Source organism: Psychrobacter sanguinis (assembly GCF_020736705.1).
GTDB lineage: Bacteria > Pseudomonadota > Gammaproteobacteria > Pseudomonadales > Moraxellaceae > Psychrobacter > Psychrobacter sanguinis.
Genome location: NZ_CP085990.1, coordinates 860,364 through 874,825 on the forward strand (window position 1 = coordinate 860,364; position 14,462 = coordinate 874,825).

The 14,462-nt window shown below is 44.3% G+C and carries 13 protein-coding genes; 10 read left to right on the forward strand and 3 right to left on the reverse strand.

What is annotated here, in order from left to right; translation table 11 throughout:
* The first annotated feature begins 11 nt into the window (after window positions 1-11).
* Entirely contained in the window at window positions 12-1,010 is a 999-nt protein-coding gene (locus LK453_RS03640; protein WP_007394627.1) for an alpha/beta fold hydrolase, read from the forward strand.
* 64 nt (window positions 1,011-1,074) lie between these two features.
* Window positions 1,075-1,707 carry an alpha-ketoglutarate-dependent dioxygenase AlkB family protein gene (locus LK453_RS03645; protein WP_007394628.1) on the forward strand — a complete coding sequence of 211 codons (633 nt, stop codon included), beginning with the start codon at window positions 1,075-1,077 and terminating at the stop codon, window positions 1,705-1,707.
* Window positions 1,708-1,951: 244 nt separating this feature from the next.
* Here the strand turns inward: LK453_RS03645 and LK453_RS03650 are convergent, their stop codons facing one another.
* The 3 genes from LK453_RS03650 to hisA all read right to left on the reverse strand — a co-directional run bounded on the left by LK453_RS03650 (window position 1,952) and on the right by hisA (window position 5,569).
* A complete protein-coding gene (locus LK453_RS03650) occupies window positions 1,952-2,962 on the reverse strand; it encodes an NADP-dependent oxidoreductase (RefSeq protein ID WP_007394629.1) in 1,011 nt (336 codons plus the stop codon).
* A 99-nt stretch (window positions 2,963-3,061) separates the two neighbouring features.
* On the reverse strand, window positions 3,062-4,741 hold the full coding sequence (locus tag LK453_RS03655; protein ID WP_007394630.1) for a mechanosensitive ion channel family protein: 1,680 nt from the start codon (window positions 4,739-4,741) through the stop codon (window positions 3,062-3,064).
* Between the two features lie 39 nt (window positions 4,742-4,780).
* Window positions 4,781-5,569, reverse strand: coding sequence for a 1-(5-phosphoribosyl)-5-[(5-phosphoribosylamino)methylideneamino]imidazole-4-carboxamide isomerase (hisA, locus tag LK453_RS03660; RefSeq protein WP_227674401.1), 789 nt, complete (start codon window positions 5,567-5,569; stop codon window positions 4,781-4,783).
* Between the two features lie 392 nt (window positions 5,570-5,961).
* On the opposite strand from hisA, the gene LK453_RS03665 reads away from it, so the two are divergent.
* The 8 genes from LK453_RS03665 (at window position 5,962) to LK453_RS03700 (ending at window position 14,390) form a co-directional block, all read left to right on the forward strand.
* Entirely contained in the window at window positions 5,962-7,323 is a 1,362-nt protein-coding gene (locus tag LK453_RS03665; protein WP_007394633.1) for a Na(+)-translocating NADH-quinone reductase subunit A, read from the forward strand.
* A gap of 5 nt (window positions 7,324-7,328) precedes the next feature.
* Window positions 7,329-8,561 (forward strand): NADH:ubiquinone reductase (Na(+)-transporting) subunit B, encoded by a 1,233-nt coding sequence (locus tag LK453_RS03670; protein WP_201526284.1) that lies wholly within the window; start codon window positions 7,329-7,331, stop codon window positions 8,559-8,561.
* Complete coding sequence (locus LK453_RS03675) at window positions 8,545-9,402, forward strand: Na(+)-translocating NADH-quinone reductase subunit C (protein ID WP_201537102.1); 858 nt, start codon at window positions 8,545-8,547, stop codon at window positions 9,400-9,402. The genes LK453_RS03670 and LK453_RS03675 overlap by 17 nt, the downstream gene beginning before the upstream one ends.
* A 1-nt stretch (window position 9,403) precedes the next feature.
* A complete protein-coding gene (locus LK453_RS03680) occupies window positions 9,404-10,078 on the forward strand; it encodes an NADH:ubiquinone reductase (Na(+)-transporting) subunit D (protein ID WP_007394636.1) in 675 nt (224 codons plus the stop codon).
* A complete protein-coding gene (gene nqrE, locus LK453_RS03685; protein WP_007394637.1) occupies window positions 10,078-10,686 on the forward strand; it encodes an NADH:ubiquinone reductase (Na(+)-transporting) subunit E in 609 nt (202 codons plus the stop codon). The genes LK453_RS03680 and nqrE overlap by 1 nt, the downstream gene beginning before the upstream one ends.
* A 64-nt stretch (window positions 10,687-10,750) precedes the next feature.
* Window positions 10,751-11,989 (forward strand): NADH:ubiquinone reductase (Na(+)-transporting) subunit F, encoded by a 1,239-nt coding sequence (gene nqrF / locus LK453_RS03690; protein ID WP_201537099.1) that lies wholly within the window; start codon window positions 10,751-10,753, stop codon window positions 11,987-11,989.
* A 236-nt stretch (window positions 11,990-12,225) separates the two neighbouring features.
* Complete coding sequence (locus tag LK453_RS03695; RefSeq protein WP_201537096.1) at window positions 12,226-13,074, forward strand: SDR family NAD(P)-dependent oxidoreductase; 849 nt, start codon at window positions 12,226-12,228, stop codon at window positions 13,072-13,074.
* A gap of 107 nt (window positions 13,075-13,181) precedes the next feature.
* Window positions 13,182-14,390, forward strand: coding sequence for an FAD:protein FMN transferase (locus LK453_RS03700; protein WP_201537093.1), 1,209 nt, complete (start codon window positions 13,182-13,184; stop codon window positions 14,388-14,390).
* The last annotated feature ends 72 nt before the right edge of the window (window positions 14,391-14,462 follow it).

Genomic DNA, 14,462 nt, shown 5'->3' on the forward strand with positions numbered 1-14,462 from the left:
ATTACAGGTCAATGAAAGGAATTCAAGTTAATAGGTTTCAACAGTTTGAAAAGTTCATTGAATTGGACGGAAAACAAGCTCGATACTATGATTTTTCAAGTTTAAGTTCGGATTTCTCTAGCTTAGACTCGGATTTTTCAAGCTCAGGCTCCGATCTATCGAGCACAAGCTCAAAAGTGGCAGTCGCTGCTAGTAATGACAAGCCCTGTGCTCATTTTTATGGCGGGAATGGTTTTGCTGCTGGGGTTTATCAGCCCTTAATCTTTGAGCTTAGTCAGCAGTTTGACATGAGCAGCTTGGCAATGCGGGGTTATTGGCCCGATTTACCCACTGATAAAGTTCTGACTCGAGAGCAAGATGCCGATTTGCTCATTGAGTTTTTGGAACGTACCCAAAGCAAACCGGTGATTGGCATCGGCCATTCACAAGGGGCGACGGCGACGGCCATCGCTGCCGCAAAAAGACCAGATTTATTTTCTGCTCTTTATTTGATTGATCCAGTGACTTTTACCAAAAAGCAGACTTTGCTTTATAACCGAACCCCTCGTTTGATTTTACAGACCCAAGAGCCCTTTAAAAGCACACGGGTCAAACAAGCTGATTGGGACAGTGTCGATGCTTATTATCAAGATTTGCGCCAGCGCCGCGCCTTTAAGCGTATTAGTGACGCTAACTTAAGAATTTTTGCTGAAAATAGCTTGGTGGCTAAAGAGGAAGGTGAGTCAGGTTTTACGCTGTTATTCAAGCCAAAACAAGAGCTCGCCAGCTATTATGGTACGCCTTACATCACTCCAGCGCTTAAAAAGCTTAATAAGAAAAAACTGCCCTACTATCTGATATTGGCCAAGCCTTCTATTTTTAATAGCGAAAAAGTTCGTCAAAGCTGGAAGGGCGTGGTATCGATTCAAAACAGAATCGTGCTGTCTGACTACGGTCACTTATTACCCATAGAAGCCCCAAAAGCTTGTGCTGAAGTGATTGTCAATTTTGAGCATTCACGGGTCAAGTAACATTTGTGGGTTAAATAATGGGTCAAGGAACATTCGTGGTTTAAGTAATTGAAAACGGGTTTATATGGATTTATTTGCGCCACAGCCTTCAGATAACTTATTGCCGTTCGATGGTATCGTTAATGATTTGGGATTTGTTTTAGAAGACTCTCAAACGCTGTATCAACAGTTGCTTAACGAGTTGCCTTGGCAATCCGATAAAGTGACGTTGTTTGGGAAGACGCATATTACCACCCGTAAGATTGTGTGGATGGGTGATACCGCAGCGGATGACTCTTTGGCCTATCGCTACTCAGGACACACACGTGAAATCATACCTTGGCATCCGGTAGTGTTTCACGTGAAACAGTTGATTGAACAAAAGTTATCTGAGATTGACGTAGCCGCTCACTTTAACACCTGTTTGCTTAACTATTATCCTACAGGTTCAGATGGTATGGGGTATCATGCCGATGATGAACCTGAGCTGGGACCACAGCCTATCATTGCTTCTTTGTCGCTGGGTGCCACCCGTAAATTTGTTTTAAAGCACAAAAATCCCCCGACAAACGCGCAATCCAAAGTTGAGCTTCATCTTGAGTCAGGTCAGTTAATTGTCATGCGCGGCGTTACTCAGCAATATTGGAAACATACCGTGACGAAGACCAAAACCGTGCAGCAAGGTCGAATCAGTCTAACCTTTCGTAAAATGATCTAATGACTTCTTAATCACTGAGTAATTTAAAACCACATGTTTTATAACCATATGCTTTAAAACCGGCTACCAAACACCTACTACAGGTGCCAGTCGAGCTGCTTTGGTTTTCACTATATATATTAGTGGCAACTTTGGTAGACGTTTGACGCACTATACAAGAAGCCACTTCTTCATTAACCTTATGACAGTTAAAAAGATGCTTATAACAAATATATGAGTTCTTTAAAGTAGAGCTGTATAAATTTTATACAGCTCTACTGTAGATTTCTAACACAATTTTGCCAAAGCTGTCACCCTTTTGTAGCTGCTGATGGGCTTTAGCAGTTTCTGCTAAGGCATAAACTTCCTCAATTTGTAGACTTAGCTGATTACTGGCTACTTTTTGCAATACCTGTTCCAAATCTTCAGCGTTTGGTTTGGCAATAAAGCCCTCTACGGCTAATTTTTTATCCGCTCCCGCTTGTTTTAGCGCTTCTGCCCAAATCGAAGGCAATACAACCACACGGCCTGCCGGCTTAACCACGGCCAAAGCACGTTTGCCCGCATCACCACCGACTAAATCGAGTAGCAAGTCCGCATTTAGTTCCGGAAACGCATCATCTTTGGTGTAATCGATCCAGCCTTCAAGCTTACTGGTATCAATTAAACCCTCTAGCTTTTGATACTTTTCAGGAGAGCAAATCACGGTCAGCTTAATGCCTAGCGTGTCAATCTTATTAATAAGTAGCTGCAAGGCTAAGTGGCCGACGCCACCTGCTGGCGCACTCATTACCACATGCTCACCTTGCTTAATATCAGCAAAATCAATCATTTGAAGAGCGGTTGTACCGACACAAGGAATCGCACCGGCTGTTTTTAGGGTTACCGCATCGGGTACTTTTGCCAGTAGCGACGCATCGACCACGTTATATTCCGCATAACAGCCGCCCTCAAAGTTTAGGGCTGATACTCGGTCGCCCACTTTGAAGCCATCAGCATCACTGGCAACCACCTCGCCTGCCATATCAAATCCTAGAATGGCTGACTCATTATTGGCAAATTGCTGTTTCTTAATATTTTCAGCACCCCAACCTAAGCCTTGACGGGTTTTATAATCAACAGGATTAATGCCTGCATAAGCGATTTTAACCAACACTTGATTGTCACCCATTTCAGGTACGGCCACATCGCTTTGATAGTGTAAAACCTCTAGCTCACCAAATTCTGTGATAATAATGGCCGATTGAGTTTCAGGGATGTTTTGCTTAGAGGACATAGTAGACTCCTTGTCTGAAGGGATGGTTCTTAAAATGATGATTAAAGGGTAGCTGTGTTTATTGTTAATAGCTGTTGTGGTTAGGGTGAGCGACTGTTTTTATTCTTGCGGACTGTTTTTATCGAGCAGATCTTCTTCTCCGGCGCTGTCCATAATCTCCTCTTCTACTTTTTGCATAAGTTTCGGATCAGGACGGGTATCAAGCACTTCATCGACCTCTCTATTACCTAGAATTTGTCTAGCGCGTTGCTTGGCTTGCTCTTTTTGCAGCACATCAGCGACATTTTTCTGACTTTGTTTGAGCTCAGTAGCTGATACTGCGGTAGACTCATCTGTGTCTTCGGCACTAATAGTAGCCTCCACACTGCTCTCAGACCCTGTCTTAGAAGCTTTATTGAGGTCTTTGATAGCATCCTCCAAATCACCGTTGAAGCGCATACGATAAATAGGCTCTGGTAAGCTAAAGCCATTATTTTCTAACGCATGCTTCGCTTCGCGTATCGCAATGCTTCGCGCTTTTAATAAGTCAGTATCGGTTTGATTTACCCATGCCTGAAATTCTAAGATGATATTTGAATCACCTACTTCATCAATTATAGCCACAGCTTTAGGGTCAGTAAGGATGAAATTTAGCTCATTAATGGCATCTAACCCGACCTTAATAGCAGCTAATGGATCATCATTGGCATCTACTCCAAGCTTAAAGGTAAAGCGCCGTTCGGGGTTTTTGGTAAAATTTACAATAGTGGCCTTAAACACTTCTGAGTTAGGGATACGCAGTTGGTTACCATCTGCCGTCATCAAAATAGTGGCCCGACTGGTGAGGCGTACTATGACCCCCTCTTGTCCATTAATATCCACATAATCTCGAGCCCTAAAAGGTTGGCGTATACTAAGCATTAAAGAGGCAATGTAGTTTTCAATGGTATCTTTGACCGCAAAACCTACCGCAATACCAATGACCCCAGCACCGCCTAACAAAGTACCGATAATAGCTTCAGCGCCTAAGAAGCTTAACGCCAGAATCAGTCCAATAATAACAAACACAAATTTGATAGTCTGGGATAAAAGTTCTGCCACAAAAGGGTTGGGGGCCACTCGTTTCCACAGCGACTGACGGCGGCTAACCCAAGCCCCAAACCAGACCACGACTACGAACACCACAATGGCTACCAATAGTAATGGCAAAGCTTTGATGAGCCCACGAACTTGCTGCTTTAGCTGGGTAATCACTGGGGTAACATTATCTTGCACATCTAAGGTGCGGCTAATTCTATCTTCTACCGCCACCACATCGCTGACTCGGTTGGCAAGATTAATCGCCTGCAGTGCCTTTTTTTCATTAGGCGCTTCGCCAGTTAAGCTAACCACCCCTTCATTAACGGTGACGTTAACCGCTTTAAGGCCTTCAATCTCTGAGAAGATACCGGTAATACGCTTTTTGATATCGTCATCATCGACTTGATTGGCACTGGTTTCAATGACAGTGTCTTTTTCGGTAATATTGCCAGCGGCAGGGGCAGCGTCTACCTCTCCCTCACTGCCCTCTTCTTCGACAACCTGTTCGGAGGCTCCTGCATCGGCAGCTCCTACATCGATAGCTCCCTCATCAGTAACTACTTCAGCAGAAGCATCGCTAGCAGCAGCCGTTTCAGTCGCCTGCTTCTCTTGTGAAGCCGCTTGAGCCGGTAAGCTGCTGACAGCAGTAATAACAAGCGCCAACATGCCTTGCTTTATGACATCGCTCAAAGGGAGTCGCTTCAGTGAGGGGTCAGCCATTACCTATCCTTAACCTTGATAAATGAGGTGTCGCTGTAATTACTGATCTAGGTAAGCTTGAGCCTGTCCCAAATCTAAGGTACCTTCATAGATAGCACGGCCAGTAATAATACCTTCAATACAGTCACCATATGGCTTTAATAACTCGATGTCTTTCATATCCGTCACACCCCCCGAGGCAATCACTGGTAAGCCGCCTTCACGCGCCAAATTGACGGTCTGTTCTACGTTGACACCTTGCATCATGCCATCACGGGCAATATCAGTATAAACAATAGACGATACGCCAGCGTCGGCAAAACGCTTGGCCAACTCAGTGGCTTTCACATCGGTAATATTGGCCCAACCGTGAGTGGCCACCATGCCCTCTTTGGCATCGATACCGACGATAATATGGCCAGCAAACTCGCGGCAAGCTTCTTCAACAAATTCTGGGTTTTCGACCGCTTTGGTGCCGATAATAATGTAGGTCAGGCCTGCCGCTAGGTAATGCTCAATAGTCTGTAAGCTACGCACACCGCCGCCCAATTGTACGGGTAAAGTTGGGTGCGCTTTGGCAATTTCCATGACGACATTCTTGTGAACTGGCACTCCATCAAACGCCCCATTTAAATCGACTAAATGTAGGCGACGCGCCCCCTCATTCACCCAGCGAGTCGCCATGGCTACTGGATCATCTGAGAAGACCGTGTCATCTTCCATACGTCCCTGTTTTAAGCGCACACACTTACCATCTTTTAAATCAATAGCAGGAATAAGTATCGGTGCAACTGATTTATTTAGAGTTTCTAAAGAATTACTAACGGGGGAATTGGAATTATTATGCATATCAAAGGCCTATGTTATAAGAAGCAGTTAAAACAAATAAAGAGTGAACAAATAAAAATTTTGAGTTACATTTGTATACTAAAATGGCTTAAATTCGCAAACATACTGGCAATTTTAGGGTAATTTAACGTATAATCCTAGGTTATATTGTATATGTATTTTGGTAGCCAGTCGCCACTGTCTTCTATGTTAAGAGATTAGCACAGGTCTTACTGCTCATTCTGATTTATCCTAAGTTTTTATGAGTAATTAGTCTGAGGTGCGTGTTTTGTCGTACTGTTGCTACACTCTCTTATCCCAGCAAGATTCTCTCTCGGTCACTATACCGTTCGTGACTTGTTCACTACCGACAGGACGTCTGGCATTTCTTCGCTTATGGAATAAGTTCGCTTATGATTACCATCAAAAAGGGGCTTGATTTGCCCATTGCTGGCGCACCCAGCAGTGAAATCACCCAGCATTCTCCAAAGCACGTTGCACTGGTGGGCTACGACTATGTCGGCATGAAACCTACAATGAACGTTAAAGAAGGTGATATAGTCACTAAAGGTCAACCCGTTTTTGAAGATAAAAAACGCGTTGGGGTGATTTATACCGCACCTGCCTCCGGCAAAGTAATCGCCATTAACCGTGGTGAACGCCGAGTATTCGAGAGTATGGTTATTGAGGTCGATCCCAATGCCAACTCAGCCGATGAGGTAACGTTCAAGCAATATGCCTCTAACGAGTTAGCTGGACTTGATGCTGAAGCTGTTGAAGCGCAATTAATCAAATCTGGTGAATGGACCGCTTTCCGTACTCGTCCTTATAGCCGTACGCCAGAAGTGGGTTCACGTCCACAGGCCATCTTCGTCACCGCCATGGATACCAATCCATTGGCCTATGACCCTATGTTGCTGATTCAACAAGAGCAGCAGGCCTTTAACGACGGACTTGCGGTGCTGTCTACCTTATCACCAAAAACTTACGTTTGTCATCACGGCAACGCAAACCTACCAAAAGTGGCCAACACGGCAGCGGGCAATAGCACTGAATACCATGCTTTTGCAGGCAAACACCCTGCAGGTAATGCCGGTACTCACATTCACTTCTTACACCCTGTCAGCCGTCAAGTGACGGTTTGGACCATTGGTTTCCAAGATGTGATTGCGATTGGTAAGCTATTTACCACTGGCCGACTATTCACACGCCGTTTGGTTAGCTTGGCAGGTCCGAGCGTTAAAAACCCACACTTGGTAGTGACTGAGCGTGGTGCAGACCTAACCGAATTGACCCAAGGTCAATTAGATACAGGTGATAACCGTGTTATTACCGGTTCTGTATTGTCTGGTCGCAAAACCATTGCAACGACTGCTTATTTAGGCCGTTTCCACAATCAAGTAAGCGTCTTAAAAGAAGGCTATGAGCGTCCAACGCTGCACTTCTTTAGTCCAGGTGCTAACCGTTTTTCAAAACTGCCCATCTATATTTCGCAGTTTTTTAAAGGTAAAAAATACAACTTTACCACGACCACAAATGGCTCTCCTCGTGCCATGGTGCCTATCGGTGTCTTTGAGGAAGTCATGCCACAAGACTATTTGCCAACCCAGTTACTACGTGCCCTAATTGTTGAAGATATTATCTCAGCAGTAGATCTCGGTGCCTTAGAGCTTGATGAAGAAGACTTGGCTCTATGTACTTTCGTTTCACCAGGTAAATACGAGTTTGGCGACATCTTGCGTGATAACTTAACTCGCATCGAGCAGGAGGGCTAACGCTGATGAAATTTTTACATAACATGTTTGACCGCTTAGAGCCTAGCTTTACCAAAGGCGGCAAATACGAAAAATACTACGCTGTGTTTGAGATGTTTGATACTTTCTTACGTCAGCCTAGTAGCACTACCCATTCAGCCGCACACGTACGTGATGGTATCGATTTAAAACGCATCATGATTATGGTGTGGTTATGCACGTTCCCTGCTATGTTCTGGGGTATGTACAACGTGGGCCATCAAGCCCTTACCGCTATGGCTCAAATGGGGTTAGAAGCGGAAGGTTGGCGTACGGTTATTACCAATATGGCAGGGTATGATCCCAATAGTATTTGGGCCGCCTTCGTTTATGGCGCCATGCAGTTCTTACCTATCTATATCGTCACTTTCGCTGTCGGTATCCTTTGGGAAATTATTTTCGCAGTAGTGCGTGGCCATGAAGTCAACGAAGGTTTCTTCGTGACCTCGGTGCTTTTCGCCCTATGCTTACCGCCAGACATTCCTTTATGGCAAGTGGCACTAGGCATTAGCTTTGGTGTTGTGGTGGCTAAAGAAGTATTTGGTGGTACCGGTAAAAACTTCTTGAACCCTGCCCTATCAGGTCGTGCTTTCTTATACTTTGCTTACCCTGCTTATATGTCAGGGGATACTGTATGGACTGCGGTTGACGGTTTCTCAGGTGCCACCCCATTAGGTCTAGCGGCCATTGGTATTACCCCAGATAAATTCGTCGATGCGTATGGCAATGCCATTACTTGGATGGATGCTTTCTTAGGTAATATGCAAGGAAGTATCGGTGAAGTATCAACTTTAGCTATTTTGCTAGGTATGATTGTATTGATCTGGACCCGCATCGCTTCTTGGCGCATTATCGCAGGCTGTGTCGTTGGTTTGGTTGCTACGTCAATGGTATTTAATGCCATCGGTTCTACCGAAAACTTGATGATGAACCTACCTTGGTACTGGCACTTAGTATTGGGCGGTTTTGCCTTTGGTGCGGTATTTATGGCGACGGATCCTGTGTCTGCTGCTCATACTAATAAGGGCCGTTGGGCTTATGGTATTTTGATTGGTTTTATGACTGTATTGATTCGCGTCATTAATCCAGCTTTCCCAGAGGGTATTATGCTAGCGATCTTATTTGCTAACTTGTTTGCCCCTCTATTCGACTACTTTGTCACTCAAGCAAACATCAAACGTCAAACGGCTCGGAGGATGCGTCATGTCCCAGCAGACTAAGAAAAGTTCAAACTCAAATGTGACCACTATTATGGTGGCACTGGTCTTATGTTTGGTGTGTTCCGTAATGGTATCCGCCGTTGCAGTAGGCTTAAAACCAGCTCAAGTTGAAAACCAACTGCTGGACCGTAACAAAAACATCTTGGTGGCTGCAGGCTTATTTGACCCTGCTAAAGACACCAACGCAGATGTAGAAAAGCGCTTTGCGGACTTCGAAGTTAAAATGGTAGACCTTGAAAAAGGTGAGTATGCGACTGAAGCGGACTTAGCTAAAGTAGGCATTACAGATGTCAATAACTACGACGATAACCAAGCGTCTAAAAACAAAGCGTTAAGTATTGACCTAGGTAATGATGACCCTGCCAGTATTGGTGCGGTTCCTAAATTTGCCAAAATTTATGTTAAAAATGATGCCAATGGTAAACCTGAGCTAGTGGTCCTTCCTGTAAGAGGCTACGGTCTTTGGGGTACAATTTACGGCTTCTTGACGCTTGAGAGCGATCTAAATACCATTAAAGGTATTAGTTGGTACGATCACAAAGAAACACCGGGTCTTGGCGCACGTATTGAAGAACCAGAGTGGCGTGCAAAATGGCAAGGTATTCATGCCTATGATGACAAAGGCGAAGTGGCCACTGGGGTAACCAAAGCAGGTCAAAGCCGTGAAAACTGGGTAGATGGCATTAGTGGTGCCACCTTGACCAGTGCGGGTGTGAAAAACCTTATCCAGTTCTGGCTTGGCGATCGTGGATACAAGCCATTCTTAGATAATTTACGTGGTGGCAAGCCAGATAGCGCAGCTAAACCTAACGCTGAAACCACGACGGGCGAGGAGGCATAATATGTCAACAGATACTAAAAAAATCTTGACCACGCCGATTTTTGACAACAACCCGATTGCACTACAAATCTTGGGTATTTGTTCGGCGCTTGCAGTAACGACCAGTGTCAAAAACGCTTTAGTAATGTGTATTGCTTTAACCTTAGTAACCGCATTCTCAAGCTTTTTTATCTCCATTATCCGCAACCGTATTCCCTCTAGTATTCGTATTATCGTGCAAATGACGGTAATCGCCTCTTTGGTAATCGTGGTGGATCAGATCTTAAAAGCAGTGGCTTATGATGTCAGTAAGTCTCTATCGGTATTCGTTGGTCTAATTATCACTAACTGTATCGTTATGGGTCGTGCTGAAGCATTTGCGATGAGTAACCCACCAGTACCTAGCTTCTTAGACGGTATTGGTAACGGCTTAGGTTACTCTGCGGTACTGTTATTCGTAGCAACCATTCGTGAGCTATTGGGTAACGGTAGTATTTTAGGTATTACCCTATTAAATCCAGTGACCAATGGCGGCTGGTATGTACCGAATGGTTTATTACTATTGCCACCATCAGCGTTCTTTATTATTGCTCTATTTATTACCATTGTCCGTACTTGGAAGCCAGAACAAGTGGAAGAGCCTGAGTTTGTTATCAAGCCTCAGTCTAAAGGTATGGCTCATGGAGGAGGACACTAATGGGACATTATCTTAGTCTATTTATCACGTCTGTTTTCATTGAAAACATGGCACTTGCCTACTTCTTAGGCATGTGTACTTTCTTAGCCGTTTCTAAGAAAGTATCTACAGCGATTGGTCTGGGTGTGGCGGTAGTGGTAGTAATGACTATCACTGTGCCGCTAAACAACCTATTGTTCCAGTTCATCTTAAAAGATGGGGCACTGGCTTGGGCTGGTTTCCCAGATGTGGATTTAAGTTTCTTAGGTCTGCTGAGCTACATTGCTTTGATTGCAGCAACCGTTCAAATTCTAGAGATGTTCTTAGATAAGTTCGTGCCTTCGTTATACAACGCACTTGGGGTGTTCTTACCACTAATCACTGTAAACTGTGCCATCATGGGTGGTGTATTATTTATGGTTGAACGTGACTACAACTTCACTGAGTCGCTAACATATGGTGTCGGTGCAGGCCTTGGTTGGGCAGTGGCTATTACCCTATTAGCAGGTATTCGTGAGAAGTTAAAATACTCGGACGTGCCTGCCCCACTACGCGGTTTAGGTATTACCTTTATTACTGTCGGATTGATGTCGCTTGGATTTATGTCATTCGGTGGTATGTCAATTTAATCGACTTACCTAGCCCAATTAATAGATAACAAGCGATTTGAATATTTAAATAAGGACAAAAATCATGGAGTTATTTGGTACCGCCATTGGCGGCGTCGCCATGTTTACCCTGATTATCATGAGCTTAGTGGCGATCATTTTGATTGCCCGCTCACGATTGGTCAGCTCAGGGGATGTCACCATTCATATTAATGATGATCCTGACAATGATGTGGTAACCCCTGCTGGTGGCAAACTACTACAAACCTTAGCAAGCGAAGGTATCTTTTTATCTTCTGCTTGTGGCGGTGGTGGTACTTGTGGCCAGTGCCGTTGTAAAGTGCTCGAAGGCGGTGGTTCTATTCTACCTACCGAAGAAGGTCACTTCACTCAAGGTGAAATTCGCGACAACATGCGCCTAGCCTGTCAGGTAGCGGTTAAGCAAGACATGAAAATCGAAGTTGACCCTGAGTTCTTTGATGTACAGAAGTGGGAATGTGAAGTTATCTCTAACGAAAACGTGGCCACTTTCATTAAAGAATTAGTGTTAAAGATTCCTGAAGGCGAAGAAGTGAATTTCCGTGCCGGTGGTTATGTTCAGCTAGAAGCGCCACCGCATGAAGTACACTATAAAGACTTCGATATTGCCGAAGAGTATCGTGGTGACTGGGAACAGTTTGGTATGTTTGACTATGTGTCAAAAGTAGACGAAGAAGTTATTCGTGCTTACTCAATGGCCAACTACCCTGATGAAAAAGGTATTATTAAGTTTAACATCCGTATCGCAAGTCCTCCGCCTCGTGGCCCTAAAGGGATTCCACCAGGTAAGATGTCTTCTTACGTATTTAGCTTAAAACCAGGCGATAAAATTACAGTATCAGGTCCTTACGGTGAATTCTTCGCAAAAGACACCAAGGCGGAAATGGTATTTATCGGTGGTGGTGCGGGTATGGCGCCAATGCGTTCACATATCTTCGACCAACTTAAACGTTTACATTCTGACCGCAAAATTACTTTCTGGTATGGTGCGCGTTCAGTACGTGAAATGTTCTACGTTGAAGATTATGACATGCTACAAGAGCAATTCGATAACTTCGAATGGCACGTGGCATTATCTGATCCACAGCCAGAAGACAACTGGGAAGGTTATACTGGGTTCATTCATAACGTATTGTATGAAGAGTATCTCAAAGACCATCCAAACCCAGAAGACTGTGAATACTACATGTGTGGGCCACCGGTTATGAACGCAGCGGTTATTGATATGCTGCACAACCTAGGCGTCGAAGACGAAAACATCTTACTTGATGATTTCGGTGGTTAAGGTCTCATTTGACCCTGATTTAACAGTCGTTGAATTTTAATCTACACCCTAGTATTGTTTTTACCTAAAATAAAAGAGTCTCTATTGAGGCTCTTTTTTTATGGGCGAATATAACGCTAAAATGCTACTCTAACCCTACTCTACTATTTGCTCTATAACTAGCGAATCTTTAAAGAGCTATCTATTATGCAACTCGCAACCCCGTCAAGGTAATGACTTCTTAAGAAAGGATTCTTATGACCTATTCAGTTAAAAATAAAGCCGTACGTTCTCAGACCATAAACCTCGATACCTTAACCCTTTGGATTACTGGTGCCTCCAGTGGACTTGGTGAAGCATTGGCCATAGAGTTTGCAAAGCACGGTGCTACCTTAATCCTCAGTGGTAGAAATTCAGAAAAATTAGAAGCGGTAAAGCAAAAATGTAACGACAGTCACAAGCACTTTACTGTTGCTTTTGATATCTTAGATGATGAGCAAACTATTCAAGCTTATCGCCAGGTAAAAACATATTTGACAGATAATGACTTAAAAATAGACTGGCTGATTAACAATGCTGGTGTCAGTCAACGCTCTTTGATTATGGACACCAGTGAGCAAGTAGAACGTCAACTTATGGAAATTAACTACTTCTCTCAAACCCGATTGTCGCGTTTGGTACTGCCGGAGATGATTGCCCAAGGCGGTGGTAAGATTGTTATGGTGTCTAGTGTGGCAGGACTTTTGGGCACTCAATACCGCGGGGCGTATGGCGCAGCAAAAGCTGCCATCCACATGTGGGCCAACAGCTTGCGTGCTGAATTAAGCAATAAAAATATTGAAGTGGCGACCATTTTTCCTGGTTTCGTTAATACCAATGTCTCTATCAATGCCTTGGTGGGTGACGGCACTACCCAAGGCACTATGGATGAGGCCACTGGAAAAGGACTCAGTGCTGAGGCGTTTGCCAAACAAGTGGTCCAAGCTTTAGTGGCGGGAGAAGAGTATATTATCGTGGCCGGTCAAAAAGAAAAACTAGCGACTTTTATCAACCGTCTCTCACCCGCCCACCTTTATAAAATTATTCGTAAAGTAAAAGTAAAATAGCAAAGCGGTCCACAAGCCTTCGCAATAGCGGTAAAATAGTGCCCCTACTCCTGATATAGGTCACCTCCTATATCAGCCCTTCCTTCTTTTATTATAAAACGACGCCTATGAAACGCTTATCTTCCTCTCGTCCTGCTAATCAGTCTTATCATTCTAATCAGGTTGGTCACTCTATTGGAACCACTGCCCCTAAAAAGTACGCTTCCTTATTGATAGGTGGCATAATTTTATCCGGGTCATTGCTGAGCAGCGGATGTCAGCAGTCGCCGACCTATGATTATATTAGTGGCGAAACCATGGGCACCAGCTATCACATCACCTTTCAAAATCCGAAGGGAGTCGATGAGCAGGAGATTAAGCAGGCGATTGATAAACGCTTACTTGAGATCAATGCAAGCATGTCGACCTACATAAAAGACTCAACCATCTCTAAATTTAACCGTCTGGGTGCGGGTGAATCTATCACCGTCGAGCCTGATTTTATTAAAGTATTGCAAGACTCCAAGCAAGTTTATACCCAATCTGGTGGTGCTTTTGACCCGACTGTTATGCCTTTGGTTAACTTATGGGGCTTCGGCAGTGTCATGACCGCGGATAGATTACAGAATCCACCTAGCGCAGATGAGATAGAGGCAACTAAATCACTTTTAGACTTTGAAGGTATTAAGCTTTCGGGCAATACGGTCTCTAAAGACAAAGAAAAAGTTCAGTTAGATTTTTCTGCCATCGCTAAAGGTTATGGGGTAGATGTCATCGCTGAAGTACTGCACAAAGACTATAAAATTAATAATTATATGGTCGAGATTGGCGGTGAAGTGGCGACTTCTGGGGTCAATCAGAGTGCAAAACCTTGGCAGATAGCCATCGATGCGCCGATCATCGACAGTACGGTCAGCGAGCGCCTCACATTGGCAGCCATACGTCAGCCAAACTCATCGAATAAGATGCATTTAGCCACCTCGGGTAACTACCGAAACTCTGTCATTTTTAACGGTCGCCGTTATAGCCATACTATTGACCCCACTACCGGTCAACCTATTGCGGGCGGCGCACCTTCGGTCACGGTTGCGGCCGATACCGTATCTTTGGCTGACGCTTGGGCCACGGCTTTAACCGCAATGACTTACCAAAAAGCTTTGGCCACTGCCACGGATAAAAATCTAGCGGTATTATTTGTCATCCCTAAAGATGGTAAAATTCATGATGAAGTGCCTTCTGTCCGTGAGTTGGCCGACAACAAAGCGGATCCTCTAGCGTATTGGGAAATCGTTGAAACCCCAGCTATGAAAGCATTGCGAGCAGGTCATACTAAATAAGCATTTAGAAGTCTTTACTGCTAGGCTTTAAATAGAGTTCAAAACTGGGGTTAAACGGTGACGGTTACAGCA